Raw genomic sequence first — 18,368 nt, 5'->3', positions numbered from 1 at the left:
TCACCGTTAACGTATCGGGAGTGCGTGCTTACACGGCAAAGCGGTTAGTCACTTGCTGCAAGTGAATCGCCAGTTGGCTGAGTTCGGCACAGGCTTGCGCAGTTTGGTTAGCGCCTTGCGCCACTTCATCGGAGGCATTGTGAATGGTCACAATGCTGCGATTGAGTTCATCGGTCACTGAGCTTTGCTGCTCGGTGGCACTGGCAATCTGCGTGTTCATATCAGAAATGCGCACCACCGCTTGGTTAATTTGCTCGATGGTAGCACCGGCATTGCGCGCTTGCTCAACACTGGTGTGCATTTGTTGACGGCTTACCTGCATCGCTTGACCCGCTTCGGCGGCACGCGATTGCAGCACCTCGATAATCTTATGGATCTCGGCGGTGGAATCTTGGGTGCGCTGTGCCAGTGTGCGCACTTCATCGGCCACCACGGCAAAGCCGCGACCTTGTTCACCGGCACGCGCAGCTTCAATGGCGGCGTTCAGCGCCAGCAAGTTGGTTTGGTCGGCAATATTGCGGATCACATCCAGCACCACGCTGATGCTGGCACTGTCTTGCTCCAGTTGCTGCACCACTTGGCCGGAGTGCTCGATTTCACCGGCTACACGCTCGATACTGCCGATGGCATCCTGTACCACTTTGCTGCCGGAGTCCGAGGCATCAGAGGCTTGCTGGGCGGCGCTGGCGGCATCGGTGGTATTGCGCGACACTTCCTGTACGGTGGATTGCATCTCGTTCATCGCCGTGGCCAGCTGCGAAACCTCTGATTGCTGCTGTTGCATACCGTGTGACGATTGCTCGGCAATGGCGCTCACTTCTTCCACCGCGGTGCTGAGCTGGGAAACCGAGGAGGAAATCTCGCTCACCAAACCACTCAAATTGTCTTTCATCTCGCGAATGGCAAAGGCCAACTGACCGATTTCATCTTGTGATGCTTTGCCGGCGTCGAGGAAATTACACAGCGCACCACGCTGCAAATCACCGCGGGCAATTTGATGGGCTTGTTCCAAAATCACTAATAATGGATCGCGGATCTGACGGGTTAACACTGTCGCCAGTAATATCACCAGGCCGATGGCCACCAATAGCGCAATGCCGACGTTCAGTTTTACCATCGAATAAATAGAAAGTGCAGAGGTGCGATTTTCCACACTGTAATCACGGTTAATTTTCATCAAGTTGGCGATTAAATCATCCAGCTCAAAAATGGTCGAACTACCGGAGGTCAATAATATTTGCTTGGCTTGATTGGTATCGCCTGCATGCAATGCGGAAATAAACTGATTGTGGATGTTCAGATATTGCGCCCATTTATTGGTGACGCGCTGATAAGCCTCTTGATCATCGGCACCTGATACATAGCTGGCGTATTTTTGCAACTCATTACTGGCATCTTGTTTCAGCTCCAGCAATTTATTCAGATACTCTTGACGGTTTGCGTCATTAATAACCAGTAAATAGCCCAGTTCGTAACGACGAAAGTCGCTAATCAGGATCGATGCTTCTGACACTAGCATCAGACTAGGTACTGTATTATCAGTCACTTCCAACGTTTCGGCGTTCATGCGTTGAAACAGTGTCAGTGATAAGCCCCCAATCCCGATAATAATCAGACAGAGCAAGGAAAAGGATAAGAACAGCTTTTTACCGATATTTAAGTCACGTAATGACATTGATTGCTCCAGCATAACGGCAGTGATATCGCATCAGAAATTGAATTTAACCGCATGCTCCATTGCTAGTTTCAAACATGATGCGTCAGGTCTATTTTCGATAATGTATTCAGAGAGAATCTATCGGATAGAAAAAAAGAATATTAAATGTGATCTGTGTCATTGGGATAAAAAACAGCCAAATATGCAGTGATTGGCAATTAAACCGCACGCAATGCAAAAAATAACGTTGTCGACTAAATTGTGCGACAAATATAAATATATCTCACTGTCATATTTACTTTGTTTTGTGTTTTTGCCGTGGCGATGGATTTATTGTGCGATATTCAATTAACTATCTGGTTCGATGTGCTTAATTAAGTGATTGTGGTGGTGTTTATGTCTAACTTTAACCTGTGACTTGATATAAGTGGTTATATCGAGAAATGTATCTGGCCGGCAGCGCTGGCTTGGATAGCCAGCGCCACGGTGTAGAGATGCGTGCTAAAGTGAAGAGCGCGCCTTATAGACTAAATCGAGCGATCGTGTGCTGTAGATTGTTCGCCAGTTGATTGAGCTCACCACAGGCCTGCGCGGTCTGGTTGGCACCTTGTGCCACCTCATCAGAGGCATTGTGGATGTTAACAATGCTGCGGTTGAGCTCATCGGTCACGGAGTTTTGCTGCTCGGTGGCGCTGGCAATTTGGGTATTCATATCGGAAATGCGTATCACCGCATCATTAATTTGTTCAATGGTGGCGCCGGCGTTGCGCGCTTGCTCGACACTGGTATGCATTTGTTGACGACTTAACTGCATGGCTTGACCAGCTTCTGCGGCACGTGATTGCAGTACCTCGATAATTTTGTTGATCTCAGCGGTCGAGTCTTGGGTGCGCTGTGCCAGCGTGCGTACTTCATCGGCTACCACGGCAAAACCACGCCCTTGTTCGCCAGCCCGCGCTGCCTCAATGGCCGCATTCAGTGCCAGTAAGTTAGTTTGATCGGCAATATTGCGGATCACATCCAGAACCATGCTGATGCTGGCGCTGTCTTGCTCCAGTTGATGCACCACTTGACCTGAGTGTTCAATTTCACTGGCGACCCGCTCAATACTGCCAATGGCATCTTGCACCACTTTGCTTCCACTGCCAGAGGAGGCCGAGGCCACTTGCGCTGCGGATGCCGCTTCGGTGGTGTTACGTGACACTTCTTGCACCGTGGATTGCATCTCGTTCATGGCGGTGGCCAATTGTGATACTTCCGACTGTTGCTGCTGCATGCCGTGCGCCGATTGTTCGGCGATAGCACTCACTTCCTCGACGGCAGCACTGAGTTGCGATACCGAGGAGGTGATTTCATTGACCAGAGTATACAGCCCCTCTTTCATCTGCCGGATCGCCAGCGCCAGTTGCCCCGTTTCATCGCGAGAGAGTTTACCGGAGTCGATATAGTCGCACAGCGCAGAGCGGCCAAGCTGCCCGTTAGCAATCAGGCGAGCCTGACTTACTAGCAGCAACAGTGGATCGCGGATTTGCCGCGTCAGCAGGGTGGCAAAGAACACCACCATGACCACGGAGAGCGCAATGCTGATAGCAATACTGACTTTCGAGGCACTGAAGATATTGTCTACATCTTGGCGTGCATTGTTGGCAAAGGTCTGATTAATATTGATTAAATCTTGTACGTGTGCGGTGAGTTGTCTGAATAGGCTGCGGCTTTGGTCGACCAAAATATAACGCGCTTGCTGCAAATCACCGCGCTCGATAGCGTCCATCATCTGACGATGCAGACCTTGATAGGCTAACCACTCATTTTTGATGTTGTTATAGATCTGGCGCTCCTGCTCGCTTTCCAGCAACGGCGCAAATTGGGCAATGGCATCATCAATTTGGGCGGGAATGGCGTCTAACAGCTTCTGATAGTCAGCCTTCATGGTTGGGTTATCGTAGACCACGATGATCCCCATTTCATTACGGCGCAATCGGCTGATGTGGCTATCGATAGTGGCCGCCTGAGTGATGCTCGGGATCACCTGTTCGGCCAGATGCTGTGAACCACCGTTTAAGCGGCTGAATTGCAACAGCGAGAACAGGCCGATGCCGATGATTAACAAACACAATAAAGAAAATGCGGAGGTCAGCTTTTTGCCGATGGAAAGGTGCTTCAATAACATACCATTATTCTCATTTAGCAAGTTTAAGCGGTCAGGAATAAGGCGCCGCAACGACAACATCCCAATGGTGCAACTTAATATATGTATCTTTTTGTATATATTTATTAATAACGGCTGCAACTGGGCAAAATTAAAGCAAAAAAGAAAATTTAGTGTGACAATTCGGCGTATATACCGTTGCGTTTAGATTAACTGATTGATTTTAAATGAATGATAAATAGACAGTGCCAGAGAGGAAAAAGAATAAAAAAGTGGTATTGGGGGAAGGAAAAAGCGAAGGGATATATCACTGGCCGCCATATTCTCAATGACGGTCAGTGTAAGCAGTATCTTATACGCCGACTGATGTCGGCGCGATATGAAGGGGGAATTTATACCGCGAAACGATTGGTGACCTGTTGCAGGTGAATGGCCAGCTGGCTCAGCTCCGCGCAGGCTTGCGCAGTCTGATTCGCGCCTTGCGCCACTTCATCGGAAGCATTGTGGATAGTGACAATGCTGCGATTGAGCTCATCGGTCACCGAGTTCTGCTGCTCGGTGGCGCTGGCAATTTGGGTATTCATATCCGAAATACGTACCACTGCGTGGTTAATTTGGGCGATGGTGGCCCCAGCATTGCGCGCTTGCTCGACACTGGTGTGCATCTGCTGGCGACTGATCTGCATCGCTTGACCGGCTTCAGCGGCGCGTGATTGCAGCACTTCGATGATCTTGTTGATCTCCGCGGTCGAGTCTTGGGTGCGCTGTGCCAGCGTGCGGACTTCATCGGCCACCACGGCAAAGCCGCGACCTTGCTCACCAGCGCGCGCCGCTTCAATCGCTGCGTTCAGTGCCAGCAGGTTAGTTTGGTCGGCAATGTTGCGGATCACATCCAGCACTACACTGATGCTGGCACTGTCTTGTTCCAGCTGCTGAACCACTTGGCCGGAGTGTTCGATTTCACTGGCGACACGTTCGATACTGCCAATCGCATCCTGCACCACTTTACTGCCGGAATCTGAGGCATTGGAGGCTTGATGGGCGGCACTGGCGGCATCGGTAGTATTGCGGGAGACTTCTTGCACGGTGGATTGCATCTCGTTCATTGCCGTGGCCAGCTGCGAGACTTCCGATTGCTGCTGTTGCATGCCATGAGAAGATTGTTCGGCAATGGCACTCACTTCTTCTACCGCAGTGCTGAGCTGAGAAACGGAGGAGGAGATTTCATTGACCAGATGTCCCAAGCCTTCTTTCATATCGCGAATAGCAAAGGCGACTTGGCCAATCTCATCGCGTGCCGCTTGGCCAGATGCCAGATAATCACACAGCACGCCGCGTTGCAGGTTACCGTTAGAGATTTGTTTGGCTTGATCTAGGATAGTCAGGAGAGGGTCGCGAATTTGGCGGGTTAGAACGCGGGCTAATACAGTAACGAGCGCAATGGCAATCAGAATACTGATGGAGACATACAGCTGCACCGAGGAGTAAATTTGTACAGCTTTGGTGCGACTTTCATTGGCGTATTGTTTATTAATTTTGATCAGTGCATTGATGGAATTATTTAGCTCGGAAAATTGTGTCATGCCCTGATTGAGTAAAATCTGCTCAGCTTGCGCTAAATTACCATTTTGCAGATTATTCATTACGTCCTGATTGATATCTAGATAGCGCTGCCACTGAATTTTTACGTTCTGAAACATCTGCTTATCTTCCGCACTGAACGCATACGGTGCGTATTTTTCCAGCTCGGAGTCCACTTGTGCACGCAGTGCGTTAATTTTATCGAAGTATTGGTTTTTTTGGGGATTATCTAATACGAGTTGATAACCTAATTGGTAACGGCGAAAGCTGCTAACGGCTTCACTGGTTTGAGAAACGATCATGATGCCGGGAACGATATTATCGGTTACGTCCAACGTCTGTTCATTCATGCGGCTAAACAAAGTGAGTGATAAAGCACCAATACCGATAATAACCAAGCCGAGTAGCGAGAAAGATAAAAACAGCTTTTTACCAATATTCAGGTCACGGAATGACATTTTTGTCTCCAGGAGAAAGCCTACGCCGCCACGACGGGGCGTTAAAAAACCATAACACAAGGTGATTTGTGCTGGAGGTATAGCGTAATAGCAGAACAGATATATCGGACAAATGTCCGAAAAATTTAATTTCTTCGACTATTTATTGCGGATTCATGAATAATCTGCTGATGTTTATATTGTCGCTTAACGCATAATTCACAGCCGTAATTGGAAATTTTTGAATCGATATGGAAAATTACTCAATAACTATTCCCGTGCCGGGGCTCAATTTTGATAATTTCGCCGAGCGGGCGCAGCCGGTGATTTCTCGGTTGGAGCTGCAGGTATTAGAGCGTCAATGTGATGCCGATTTGCACACTTGGCGGGTTGAATTTGAGGGTACCTCTTTGCTGCTGCGTGGCGATCATTATACCGAGTGCTTGTGGCTAGAAGCGCAGAATGAAGAGGGCGGCGACGTCTTAGCCTTTTTGGCGCAGATCCTCGCGGATGAGCGCACGTTTTGAGCTGACAAGCCCAGATGAGACGGTTATAATTTCACCTTACGCCTGTGGCTGCGTGCCGATAAACGCAGCGAATCAACAGGCTGGGTATGTATTTGGGTTCCCTCACCCCAACCAACAAAAAGGTGCACAATCAATGTCATCCTTCTCTCCTGCCCAGCAGCGTAATGCGCTGATCTGGCTGGTGCTGTTCCACGTATTTATCATTGCCTCCAGTAACTATCTGGTGCAATTGCCGATCTCCATTTTTGGTTTTCATACCACGTGGGGCGCGTTCTCATTCCCGTTTATCTTCTTGGCGACTGACCTGACGGTGCGGATTTATGGTGCCTCGTTGGCGCGGCGGATTATTCTGGCGGTCATGGCGCCTGCGCTGCTGATCTCGTATGTGGTGTCGGTACTGTTTTTTAACGGCGAATTTCAGGGCTTCAATGCGCTGGGCGATTTCAACTTGTTTGTCGCACGTATTGCGGTGGCCAGCTTTATGGCCTATTTGCTCGGCCAGATCTTGGATATCAATGTCTTTAACCGTCTGCGCCAGATGAAGGCGTGGTGGGTGGCACCAACGGCCTCGACGCTGTTTGGCAATGTTAGCGATACGGTCTCATTCTTCTTTATCGCCTTTTACAAAAGTCCCGATCCGTTCATGGCGCAGCACTGGGTGGAAATTGCCACTGTGGATTACTGCTTTAAGCTCATCATCAGCTTGGGGCTGTTCTTGCCTGCTTACGGGGTATTGTTGAATGTGCTGCTCAAACGCCTGACGCGTACCGAGCAGACCACCGCGCTGGCCTGATGGGTTAAGTCAGCAAGCGATAAAAAGAACGGGCAGCTGAGGGGCTGCCCGTTTTTATTTGGCTTTTGTAGATGCTGCGCGCTTGCTTATTGATTTAAGTATTGCAGCAGTTCGCTTTCCAGCACGCCGCGTGATACGCACACGGGGGTGACGGATGGCGCGGCGATCCGGCTGCCATCGCTATCGATGTAGTCGACGCGGCTGGTGCCTTTTAGGTTCACGTTGGCCGCGCTCTTATCCCCATTGGGGGTGATGATCAGATTCAGCTTCACATCTGGGTTGGCAATTGCCACTTTGCTACCACCGTTACCGCAATCCAGATATTTGAGGCCATCCACATAGTCTGCTTGGGTGACTGACAGCAAACCGGCGGCGCGATCTTGGTTGGTGGCGGCCAGATTGTGCTCTTTCAGCCAACGCTCGGCACGCGCCCAAGTCAGATCATAGGGCTTAGCTATCTCGCCATTGCTGGTGATCGCAACGGGAGTGGGTGGGGTGTATTGATAGTCCGCTGATTGCTGAGGCTGATTGCTGGCACATCCTGCCAGAACGACAGACATCACCGCCATTGCCGCATACTTTTTCATTACCATTCCTTGTATCACTGGTTTGGATATTTTGTTGTTATGAGAGGCTGGCTACCGGGCACTGAAGCGAAAACCGGCAGCGTAGTGCGCGGCATTTTACTGCTTTTGTAAGGCAAATCACGCAGATTTTACTGCCGACATTAAAAAAGATGATTTGCAGGGAAAAGGCCGGTTTTAGCAGAGAAAAAACGCTGTTTGGCACAGAAAAAGGGAATACAGAGCAAAAAGAGCCGGACCCGGAAAGGGCAGTGGTGTCCGGCCTCAGACAGGTAACTATGACCTAAGCACACAAGGATAAGTCCCAGCCGCAGAGCGGCTGGGGGGATGACACGGTTTACTTACACCAACGCGCTTGACCCGACTTGATCAGGCAAGGGCGCGTTAGCATTACGCCAACGCCTGCGCCAGCACAGTGATGGGGTGTTCGCAGCGTTTGCTGGTCGACATCTCAATCTGCCATTTACAGGTTTCGCAATCGGAGACCACAAAATCGACCCCGCTTTCCTCAATTTGACGGAACAGCGGCGCGCCGATGGCTTGCGAGGTATCGTAGTTCTCGCTCTTGAAGCCGTAGGTACCGGCGATCCCGCAGCACTGCGAGTCGAGCATGATGAGCTCGAGACCCGGAATGCGTTGTAGCAGATCCAGCGTATACGGTACCCAGCCCATTTTTTCCATATGACAAGGCGTGTGGTACGCCACGCGCAGCGGGGTGTGCTTGAGCTTAAGCTCACGCCCAGCACTCAGCTCACGGTATAAAAAGCGGGTCACCAGATCGATATGGCTGCGCACCTTGCTGTTATCTACTCCCAGAATATGCGGATACTCATCGCGCAGGGTAAACGTACAGGTAGACGAGGTAGCAATCACCGGCAGACCTTTTTCGGTTACCGCGGTTTCTAAATGGCGCACGTTGAAGGCGGCCTGCTTTTTCGCTTTGTCGGTAAAACCGTTGGCAATCAGTGGCACACCACAGCATTTTTCCCGATCCAGCAACTGCACACCAATTCCCATGGCGTTAAACACACGGATTAAATCTTTGCCCAGCTGTGGGTGGTTGTAGTTGACGTAGCAGCCGTGGAAATAGGCCACTTGTTCAGCAAACTGCTTTTGGCTGTCGGCGTGCTTGCGATACCAGTTACGGAAAGTGCCGTGTGAGTATTTCGGCAGTTCACGACGATGGTCGACCTTCAGCGCCGTATCCAGCAATTTACGCACCGGCTTTAAACCGGTGGTCAGGTTAACGATCGGCGCGAACGGGGTCGACAGCGTCCCCATCAGATCGGTGTGACTTAAAATCGCATCGCGCAGAGTTGGTTTTTTATGGCTGTACTGAGCGCGTGCGCGCTGGATGATGTCACCGATTTTCACATCCGACGGACACCCGACTTCGCAGCGCTTGCAGTTGGTGCAGTATTTCAGCGCGTCATCGTACAGCGCCGGATCTTTGAGGCGCAGACGTTCGCCATCCGGCCCCGCTTGTTTTGGCCCCGGATAGGCCGGATTGACTTTGGCCACCGGACACAAGGTGGTACAGGCGGTACATTTAATGCAGCTTTCAAAGCTCGAGTCGTGTGTCTGGCTCATGCGGTTTCCTCCTGCTGTTGCAGGATCTGTTCAGCGACATGCAGGGCGGTCGTCACCGAGACTCCCGCGCCGCAGCCTTGATAAATCGGATCATAGCCACCTAGCACTGCGCCGATGGCATACACATTGTGCAGCGTTTGGCCGTCTTTACGCACCCGCAGGCGGTTATCGACGCTGACACCAAACTGTAAGAATGGCTGGCTGGTCAGGAAGCGCTCTTCGCTCCACTCGGCGCGTGGGCCGGTTTCAATCACATCCAGCCCGAAAACCGGCTCACGGATCCGATCAAACTCTGCCACCAGACCATTACTGAAAAAGCTGCCGCTGGCCAGCACCACATCGCGCGCCTCGACCGGAATTTCTTCATGGTTGCGGGTATACAGGGCGGTCACACGCTGATTTTCGATGCGGGCGGACTGCACCTGATCGCCATTCATAAACAGGCCACCGAGCTGCTGGAAGCGGCGCTTGAGGGCTTGTTGTAAGCGGATCCCCAGCACCGATGGTGGCAGGGTTGGCAGTTCCAGCAGTTGCAGGCCGGTGAGGCGCTCTAATTCGCTACGCAGGCGGGTGTTCTCTAATCCTAATACCGCCGGCAGGATCACGGTCGTGGCACCTTGCGCGGCGCGTTTTAGCTCGGCGGCCAATGGCGCTAAGTCGGTCAGCTGTTCCAGTACGCGCGCCACGTTAACCGAGCGAAACTCACTGGGATTACGACGCAGCTGATCCAGCTGTGGTAGGGTCAACTGGCCGGTTAGGATCTGGCAGCCCTGATAGGCCGGGTATTGTTGCAAGGTGGCGGCCGCCATTTCCGGTTGGAAATCATGGAAGCCTTCGATACCAATCAGCGCTAAGGCTCCGCTTTGCGCCGGCAGCGGCAGGGGTTGTACCGGTACACTCAGTGGGGATAACCACGTTGGACGCAAACTGCCGAGCGGGGTCATGCGCAGATGGTTGTGCTGAGCCTCGCCTTGCATCTCGATATTGCTGGCTTGCAGCAGCTGCATAAAGTGCGCGACATGGCGCGTCATGGCGGCGCTGCCCATGCGGGTATACGGATGCTGCGGCGCTTGGGTGGTCAGCTGATCGAGCGCTTGCAGTGGCGCGGCCACCGCCGTGCCATCCGGCAGGCGACTGAGCAGATCCAGTGAGCCGGATGAGAAATTCAGCGCACACTGACCGGCGCTGATAATGGTGCAGCGCTGACCGCTGGCGGCCAGCTGAATACCGCAGGTCAGGCCGGCCAAACCGGCTCCGATGATGGCAACATCAAACTTCATTGCGGCTCTCCCTGTGGCAGTGTGTTGCTGTGTGGCGATTCGGTGTCAGGCAGGCTAGGTGGAATGTCATCGAGTCCACACAGACCTTGATACACCCAGCTGGTAAATTCAGATTCGCGCAGCGCATCGCCCCACGCAATCGGGCGGATCCCTTTCCAGCGCTCTTCGAGGAAGCTTTGCAGCTGGGCGGTGGATTGCTGCGCGGTGGTGGCCTTGAAACGGGCCATGGCACCGGCGGCGCGACAGGCGCACAGTTCCCCCTGACAAGGGCCCATGCCGACCCGTGTCCGACGACGCAGGTCAATTAAGTTATTCACCTTCAGCTCGTTAACGGCATAGCGCACTTCGGCGGCGGTCACCGCTTCACATTCGCACACCAGTGAGCTGTCGGTGCGATCTTCGGCAGCAAAGCGTGGTGCGCGATCGCCGTGGCGGTACACTGCCGAGCCGCGTAGTGGCGCTGGTAGGCTGAACAGTTTGGCGTGGGTATCTTCGGTGCGCTCTTCTGAGCCCGGTAATGGTTTTTCGGCCGTGGTACAGGTGGCGCTGTGATTGAGTTTTCGGCACACCAGATCCGAGGCCCATTCGGCCATCAAACGGTAGGTCATCAGCTTGCCGCCGGTGATGGTGACAAAGCCTTCCAAACCATCGCGCTCGGCGTGATCCAGCAGCACAATACCGCGGCTGACGTTACGACCGGACGGATCATTGTCGCTAGCAACCAGCGGACGCACCCCGGCATAGGCGCGCAGAATACGAGTACGGCCCATCACTGGGGCCAGTTTTTCCCCTTCGCGGATCAGAATATCCACTTCTTCTGGCGTTACGCGCATATCGTCGATGCGATCATATGGCACGCGGCTGGAAGTGGTGCCAATTAAGGAGATGGTATCGCCCGGTACCAAAATATCGGCATCGGCCGGTTTACGGCAGCGGTTGATCACGCGGTTATTGATGCGATGCCCCATGATCAACAGCGCACCTTTGGCCGGGAACATGCGAATGCTCAGATCCGCGTATTCGGCAATGCGCTGACCCCAGATCCCGCCGGCGTTCACCACGATCGCCGCATACACTTCCACCACCTGATGCGTTTGATGGTTGAAAGCGCGCACGCCAATCACGCGATCGCCTTCGCGGATCAGCCCGACCACTTCGCAATAAGTCAGCACCTGAGTGCCGTTTTCCCGCGCATCCAGCATGTTGGCGGCGGTCAGACGAAACGGGTCGACGGTGCCATCCGGTACGGTCACTGCACCGAGCAGCGCTGGGTTCACCGACGGCTCTAAGCGGATCGCCTCTTGCGGCGAAATTGCTTTGGCATCAATGCCTGCGGTTTGGCAGGCGCGGATAAAGCCGTCCTGAAACGCCAAGTCATCTTCTGGCAGGGTGATAAACAGGCCGCCAGTCGGTTCGATACAGTGGCGAGCAATCTTCTTTAAGATCTTGTTTTCACTGATACATTCACGGGCCGATTCTTCGTCAGTCACCGCATAACGGGCACCACTGTGCAGCAGGCCGTGGTTACGTCCGGTCGCGCCGGTAGCAATGTCATCGCGCTCTAACAGAACGCAGCGCAGGCCGCGCAGGGCACAGTCGCGGGCGACACCAGCACCGGTGGCGCCGCCGCCGATAATCGCGACATCAGTTTCGATTCGGGTTGCGCTATTCATAGGGTCAGGGTTCTCGCAGGTCAGCGGTTTGGCAACGAGGTACGCCGGTGCGACTGCGGGTAATTAGAAGAGGAAAGTCAGTCGCATGCAGGCGTTCAGTTCATGCGCGGAGTATCGCAATTTCGCCGTTTGAAATGTTTGATATAGACCATAAATGAGCAAAAACGAAATCAAAATGAGCGTTAATTAATGCTAATTTGTGATTTCAATCACCATTTGTCACATTTATATACAGTGTAAATCATGCCAATGCGCGGATGAAAATGGCGCGAACGAAAAAGATATGTTCGTAACTGATTTATTTTAAACGAAAAATTAATAATAAATATGACGAATTGTGTTTTGACTCACACCATTTACGAAACATAGTCACTATTATTGCGCTCGTTTACGAACTGCCAATAGGGTCACCTCTGTTCCTTTTACGGCATTCGCCGCGTAATCGTTTTCGGTTTCGCAAACCCATTACTACAAAATAACAGCCACAGACATATCGAGGATCCGAATATGTTGAGTATTTTCCGTCCTGCGGCGCATCGTGCCCGACTGCCGGAAGTGCAGATCGATAGCACGTATAAGCGTCTGCGCTGGCAGATCTTTGCCGGTATTTTCTTCGGCTATGCCGGTTATTATCTCGTCCGTAAAAACTTCTCACTGGCCATGCCGTATCTGGTGGAACAAGGGTTCTCGCGTGGGGATCTGGGTTTTGCTATGTCCGGTGTGGCTATCGCCTACGGCCTGTCTAAGTTCCTGATGGGTGCGGTATCTGACCGCTCCAACCCGCGGGTGTTCCTGACCGCGGGTTTGCTGCTGTCGGCGGCGATTTTCTTCATCATGGGCTTTATGCCATGGGCCACGTCCAGCATCGCCATCATGTTTGTCCTGCTGTTCTTAAATGGCTGGGTACAAGGCATGGGTTGGCCTCCTTGCGGCCGTACTATGGTGCACTGGTGGTCACAGAAAGAGCGTGGCGGCATCGTGTCCATCTGGAACTGTGCCCACAACGTGGGTGGCGGCATGATTGGTCCACTGTTCATTCTGGGCATGGGCTGGTTCAATGATTGGCGCTCAGCGTTCTATGTACCGGCTGCGGCGGCGGTGGGGGTGGCAATTTTCGCTTACCTGACCATGCGTGATACACCACAGTCTTGTGGTTTGCCGCCAATCGAAGAGTACAAGGATGACTATCCAGAAGATTACAGCGCCAAGAACGAAGTGGAGCTGACGGCTAAAGAGATCTTCACCAAGTACATTCTGCCGAACAAACTGCTGTGGTATATCGCCTTTGCTAACGTATTCGTCTATCTGCTGCGCTATGGCGTACTGGACTGGGCGCCGACTTATCTGAAAGAAGTGAAGCACTTCTCAGTGGATAAATCCTCATGGGCTTACTTCTTCTACGAGTGGGCGGGGATCCCGGGCACCTTGGTGTGTGGTTGGATGTCGGACAAAGTGTTCAAAGGTAACCGTGGTGCCACCGGCGTGTTCTTCATGGTACTGGTTGCGCTGGCGACTACTGTGTACTGGCTGAACCCACCAGGTAACCCAATGGTGGATATGGCGTCTCTGGTGGCGATCGGCTTCCTGATTTACGGCCCAGTGATGCTGATTGGTCTGCATGCGCTGGAGCTGGCTCCGAAGAAAGCGGCAGGTACCGCGGCGGGCTTTACCGGCCTGTTCGGTTACCTCGGTGGCTCAGTTGCGGCGAACGCCGTGGTGGGTTACACCGTAGACCACTTTGGTTGGGATGGCGGCTTCATGTTGCTGATCGGCTCTTGTGTGGCGGCGGTGATCTTGCTGGCGCTGACCATGATCCATCACAACAAAGCACAAGAAGAGAAGGCGAACGCTTAAGCGAGCCTAATCGGATAGTGGTGCAAATGCACCGCATTGAGCAATCAGTAACAATACGGCGGATTGTGACAGCAATCCGCCGAATAAAAATAAAACTGCAATAAAAATAACATGTTACATCTTTACCTTACCCTACACTGATAAAACCAAAGAGCGATAATGATGAACAAGACTCTGCTTGCACTGATGACCAGTGCCGTATTGGTGGCACCGGTATTTGCCCAGACCGGGGATAAAATTGTCGTCGCGCACCGTGGTGCCAGTGGTTATTTGCCGGAGCATACCCTGCCGGCTAAAGCCATGGCGCATGCGATGGGTGCCGATTATTTGGAGCAAGATGTGGTGATGACTAAGGACAATCAGCTGATCGTCCTGCATGACCATTATCTGGATCGCGTGACTGACGTGGCCAAGAAATTCCCAGGCCGTGCGCGCGCCGATGGCCGTTACTACGCCATTGATTTCACCTTGCCGGAAATTCGCCAACTTTCGTTTACCGAAGAGTTTGTGCTGGATAAAGATGGCAAGATGAGCCAGAAATTCCCGAATCGTTTCCCAATGTGGAAGAGCGATTTTCGCATTCATACGCTGGCCGAAGAGATCGAAATGATCCAAGGCATGAACCACTCCACCGGTAAAAACGTGGGGATTTATGTCGAGACCAAAGCGCCGTGGTTCCATAAAACCGAAGGCAAAGACATCTCCGTGGCGGTACTGGAAACCCTGAAAAAGTACGGCTACACCAAGAAAGATGACAAAGTTTTCCTGCAAAGCTTTGACGCGCCAGATCTGCAGCGGGTACACGATGAGCTGCTGCCGAAGATGGGGATGGATATCAAGCTGGTACAGCTGATCACCCTGACCGATGACAAAGAAACCATGGTCATCAACAAAGATGGCACCCTGACCAACTACAGCTACGACTGGATGTTCGAGCCGGGCGCGATGGCCAAGATTGCCAAGTATGCTGATGGCGTCGGCCCATGGTATCCGATGGTGGTAGAAGAGAGCTCCACCCCGGGCAACATCAAGACCACCATCATGGTCAAAGAAGCCCATGCCAACGGTCTGGTGGTGCATCCGTACACCTTCCGTCAAGACGCCGGTAAGGTACCGCCGTATGCTAAGAACCTGACGGATATGCTGGATATCTTCTACAACACCGCCGATGTCGATGGCGTGTTCACCGACTTCCCAGACGTTGCGGTAGAGTTCTTGCGTAACCAGAAAGCCGCCGCCAAATAAGCGCGGTCAGTGAATCTGGCGCCCCCTCCAGATTCACTGTTTCACTGACGAAGCCTCTGACATTGCTTCATGCAAAAAGCCACTCATGGTGCCGCTGATGGTATCGGGTGGCTTTTTTATTTGGGGGCTCCCGATGCCAGTGACTTACTGCGGCCACAACAAGCGGGTTAGGCTCATACCGGCCACGGTCATCAGCAGCGAGCCGCCTAAGTGCAAGGTGATCCCACCGAGTACCCACAGGGTATGGCCTTTTTGCAGCGAGGTGATCATCTCGGCGGAAAAGCTGGAGAAGGTGGTGAGGCCACCGAGAAAACCGGTGATGATAAACAGGCGCAAATGCGGTGATAGATGCGGCATACGCAAAAAGACTTCCACCGCAATCCCAATCAAAAATCCACCGAGCAGGTTCACCAGCAGGGTACCGGGTGGCAGATGGGGTAAGAGGGTATTGAGCTTGCTGCTGACCCACCAGCGCAAAGAGGCACCAAAAGCGGCGCCGCCACTGACGGCAAGCAACGAGCTGAGTAGGGATGTTTCGGACATACTGGCGATCCTGAACGTCATGCCGGCAATCCTGCCGGCGTAAATAACCACGCCGAGTGCACATTCGGCGTTAGCTACGCACGAATAATGCACACTGGCGACAATCACTCCCGATTGCAACAGGGGTCGACAGGGTGACGTAAGCCGAGTCTTGCGAACCGATTTTCGCGCAATTCGCTCAGGGATAACATGCACATGCCCGCCTTCCTGTTACAGATCAGGAATCTAGCAGGCATCATCAGACGGGAAACCCGACGGTTAAGGGAGGAATGCCATCTCCACGATGGCATTCAGTGTATACCGGGGTTTAGCGTGGAAACAAGATCAGGCGATAAACATGCGGCGCAGATAGTGCGCGACGGCCTCATCGGCATTATCGCCAATCACTTCTGCATCCGGCAGGGCATCTTTCAGGCGCTGATGCGCGTTTTGCATCACGCAGCCTTTGCCGACCATGCTCAGCATCTCTAAGTCATTCATGCCATCGCCAAACGCGATGCAGTCCGCCAGCGTCATCCCTTTGAGGGGCAGCACTTGCTCCAGCGCATGGCCTTTTGACACGCCGCCGGCCATCACTTCCAAGCACTCTGGCAGTGAGAAGCTGACATTGACCTTGTCGCCAAAGCGGGCGTTGATCGCCTCTTCCATCGGCAGCAGGGTTTCATGCGCGCCCAGATAAAAGACCTTGGCTACGCCATCACAATCGACCAGCTGCATGTTGCTGATATTGCAATGGAAGCCGGTTTCATCGTGGAATTCGGCCAGCCAATCGACTTCCCGATCGATGTGCCATTCGTCTTCACGGTAGACGTTGGTGATGATGTCAGGGTGATTGTGGGCCAGCGTCATCAGATCATGGGCAATTTCCGGCGCCAGATCGTGTTTGAACACCAGATCACCGGCGGTATTGTGTACCCGAGCACCATTGGAGGTCACCATGTAAGCATCAATCCCCAGATTTTCGCGGATCTTCGCCACATCTACGTGATGGCGACCGGTGGCGAAAATAAAGCGGATCCCTTGCTCGGTTAACATACGCAGGGTATCGGCGGTAAAAGGGGAGACCCGGTGATCCGGTGTCAGCAGGGTTCCGTCCAGATCGGAGGCTACAACTCGGTACATAAATCACACACTCTGATAGCAGAAAGGAGAAAGCACAGTATACCTGCTGCACGCAGCCAGTCTGTTAATCTGACAAATTTCATCCTGTAAGGTGATCTGGCTCACCAAAAGCCATGACATCCCGTTAGGTGAGAATGTTGGTGTGTGCAGGGTTAAGAGATAAACGACGTGCCGCTTATCGACACGTCGTCAGTAGCCTACCGTTTTGCTCTGTTGAGGCGCGAGTCAGCCTACATCAGTAGCGCGCAAAAAAGGCCAAAATTTGGCGCAAGGCTTGGGTGCGCAGCGGGTCTTGCTCAAACAGCAGCTCGTGGCGCGCGCCATCAATCACGTATGGCTGATTGCCTTCGCACGGGTGACCCGCCTGTGCCATCGCGGTACAAAAACGTCGGTGCGCCTCGTTATCGACCACCGAATCTTGGCCGCCTTGTAGCAGCAGCAGTGGGGTGGTCAGCTCGGGGGCGTGGGTGATGGCATCTTCACCGGCCTGCATCCCTTCGCGGATCCAGTGCAAGGTTGGGCCACCGAGTTGCACGTTCGGATTGGCGGCATACAGCTCACGGAACCACTGATAACGCGGCTCACTGTGGGTCAGATCGTTATTGGCAAACGGCGTGGCTTTGTACGGCCCGGTGCCTGGCGCATAACTTTCTGCCCAGCTATCTACCCATTCGGCCACACCGGTAATGCTGCGCGTTAGCCAGTGCGGCAGTGGTAAGGCGATCCCCAGCATCGGGGCGGACAGTGCCGCGGCAGTAAAATCTTGTGGATAGGTTTCCAGATAACCGGCTGAGACTGCGCCGCCCATCGAGTGCGCCAGCAAGAAGGCTTGTTGGTAGCCTTGCCCAGCAATCAGGGTTTGATAGACCTGTTTCATGTCGCGCTGATAGTCGGAGAAATCGGCCACATAGCCTTTATGCCTATCTGGGAGCATTCGGCCCGACAGCCCTTGGCCGCGATGATCGAACATCACCACATCATAGCCTTGCTGGAACAGATCGTAGGCCAGCTCCTGATACTTGAGGAAACTCTCCAGTCGTCCGTTGACCACCATGATCACCTGCTGGTGCTGCGGTGAGTGAAAACGGATGGTTTGTAGCGGCAGGCCATCGGTGCTGGTCAGGGTCTGTTGTTGCCCTTGCTGCCAAAACGGTGTCACCTGTTGCTGCATAAACTCGGGGTAGTTCGCTTCACGCGGCGCCGGCGAAAAGGATGATGGCTCGGCGACCGGCGCGGCCTGTAATACTGCGCTCATGATAAGAGATCCCAGATAAACTAAATGGCGTTTCATGTGGCATGACTCCCAGCTCGGAGAGCATGATGATAACAGAAG

14 protein-coding genes and 1 riboswitch are annotated in these 18,368 nt (G+C 53.0%); of the genes, 4 read left to right on the top strand and 10 right to left on the bottom strand.

The window, feature by feature from the left end:
• Positions 1-28: 28 nt before the first annotated feature.
• The 3 genes from LQ901_RS12920 to LQ901_RS12910 form a co-directional block, all read right to left on the bottom strand.
• A complete protein-coding gene (locus LQ901_RS12920) occupies positions 29-1,675 on the bottom strand; it encodes a methyl-accepting chemotaxis protein (RefSeq protein WP_152135406.1) in 1,647 nt (548 codons plus the stop codon).
• Positions 1,676-2,177: 502 nt separating this feature from the next.
• Positions 2,178-3,827 (bottom strand): methyl-accepting chemotaxis protein, encoded by a 1,650-nt coding sequence (locus LQ901_RS12915; protein ID WP_178088300.1) that lies wholly within the window; start codon positions 3,825-3,827, stop codon positions 2,178-2,180.
• A gap of 371 nt (positions 3,828-4,198) precedes the next feature.
• The gene (locus tag LQ901_RS12910; RefSeq protein ID WP_010862851.1) at positions 4,199-5,845 is read right to left on the bottom strand and encodes a methyl-accepting chemotaxis protein; all 1,647 of its coding nucleotides are present in this window, start codon (positions 5,843-5,845) and stop codon (positions 4,199-4,201) included.
• Between the two features lie 230 nt (positions 5,846-6,075).
• On the opposite strand from LQ901_RS12910, the gene LQ901_RS12905 reads away from it, so the two are divergent.
• Complete coding sequence (locus tag LQ901_RS12905; RefSeq protein WP_233672311.1) at positions 6,076-6,351, top strand: DUF3630 family protein; 276 nt, start codon at positions 6,076-6,078, stop codon at positions 6,349-6,351.
• A gap of 133 nt (positions 6,352-6,484) precedes the next feature.
• Positions 6,485-7,144 (top strand): 7-cyano-7-deazaguanine/7-aminomethyl-7-deazaguanine transporter, encoded by a 660-nt coding sequence (locus LQ901_RS12900; RefSeq protein ID WP_010862849.1) that lies wholly within the window; start codon positions 6,485-6,487, stop codon positions 7,142-7,144.
• A gap of 86 nt (positions 7,145-7,230) precedes the next feature.
• Here the strand turns inward: LQ901_RS12900 and LQ901_RS12895 are convergent, their stop codons facing one another.
• From LQ901_RS12895 to glpA, 4 genes are all read right to left on the bottom strand, one after another.
• On the bottom strand, positions 7,231-7,731 hold the full coding sequence (locus LQ901_RS12895; RefSeq protein WP_010862848.1) for a hypothetical protein: 501 nt from the start codon (positions 7,729-7,731) through the stop codon (positions 7,231-7,233).
• 387 nt (positions 7,732-8,118) lie between these two features.
• Entirely contained in the window at positions 8,119-9,318 is a 1,200-nt protein-coding gene (glpC, locus tag LQ901_RS12890) for an anaerobic glycerol-3-phosphate dehydrogenase subunit GlpC (protein ID WP_010862847.1), read from the bottom strand.
• Positions 9,315-10,598 (bottom strand): glycerol-3-phosphate dehydrogenase subunit GlpB, encoded by a 1,284-nt coding sequence (glpB, locus tag LQ901_RS12885; RefSeq protein ID WP_039046436.1) that lies wholly within the window; start codon positions 10,596-10,598, stop codon positions 9,315-9,317. Before glpB ends, glpC begins: the two co-directional genes overlap by 4 nt.
• The gene (gene glpA / locus LQ901_RS12880) at positions 10,595-12,271 is read right to left on the bottom strand and encodes an anaerobic glycerol-3-phosphate dehydrogenase subunit A (protein ID WP_064977088.1); all 1,677 of its coding nucleotides are present in this window, start codon (positions 12,269-12,271) and stop codon (positions 10,595-10,597) included. Before glpA ends, glpB begins: the two co-directional genes overlap by 4 nt.
• A gap of 507 nt (positions 12,272-12,778) precedes the next feature.
• Between glpA and glpT the strand changes: the two genes are divergently transcribed.
• Positions 12,779-14,125, top strand: coding sequence for a glycerol-3-phosphate transporter (gene glpT, locus LQ901_RS12875; protein WP_064977089.1), 1,347 nt, complete (start codon positions 12,779-12,781; stop codon positions 14,123-14,125).
• 162 nt (positions 14,126-14,287) lie between these two features.
• On the top strand, positions 14,288-15,370 hold the full coding sequence (gene glpQ / locus LQ901_RS12870; RefSeq protein WP_010862843.1) for a glycerophosphodiester phosphodiesterase: 1,083 nt from the start codon (positions 14,288-14,290) through the stop codon (positions 15,368-15,370).
• A 144-nt stretch (positions 15,371-15,514) separates the two neighbouring features.
• Here the strand turns inward: glpQ and crcB are convergent, their stop codons facing one another.
• From crcB to pldB, 3 genes are all read right to left on the bottom strand, one after another.
• Entirely contained in the window at positions 15,515-15,913 is a 399-nt protein-coding gene (crcB, locus tag LQ901_RS12865) for a fluoride efflux transporter CrcB (protein ID WP_010862842.1), read from the bottom strand.
• Positions 15,914-16,135: 222 nt separating this feature from the next.
• A riboswitch (Fluoride riboswitch) is annotated at positions 16,136-16,202 on the bottom strand.
• 35 nt (positions 16,203-16,237) lie between these two features.
• Positions 16,238-17,035, bottom strand: a complete 798-nt coding sequence (yigL, locus tag LQ901_RS12860) for a sugar/pyridoxal phosphate phosphatase YigL (protein WP_010862841.1) — start codon at positions 17,033-17,035, stop codon at positions 16,238-16,240.
• A gap of 235 nt (positions 17,036-17,270) precedes the next feature.
• A complete protein-coding gene (pldB, locus tag LQ901_RS12855; protein ID WP_178026471.1) occupies positions 17,271-18,290 on the bottom strand; it encodes a lysophospholipase L2 in 1,020 nt (339 codons plus the stop codon).
• Positions 18,291-18,368: the final 78 nt, after the last annotated feature.

Origin of the sequence: Plesiomonas sp. PI-19, from assembly GCF_021368255.1 — a bacterium.
Taxonomy (GTDB): Bacteria; Pseudomonadota; Gammaproteobacteria; order Enterobacterales; family CAMTGL01; genus Plesiomonas; species Plesiomonas shigelloides.
Note: the sequence above shows the minus strand (reverse complement) of the source record. Positions and strands in the feature narration are given on the sequence as shown.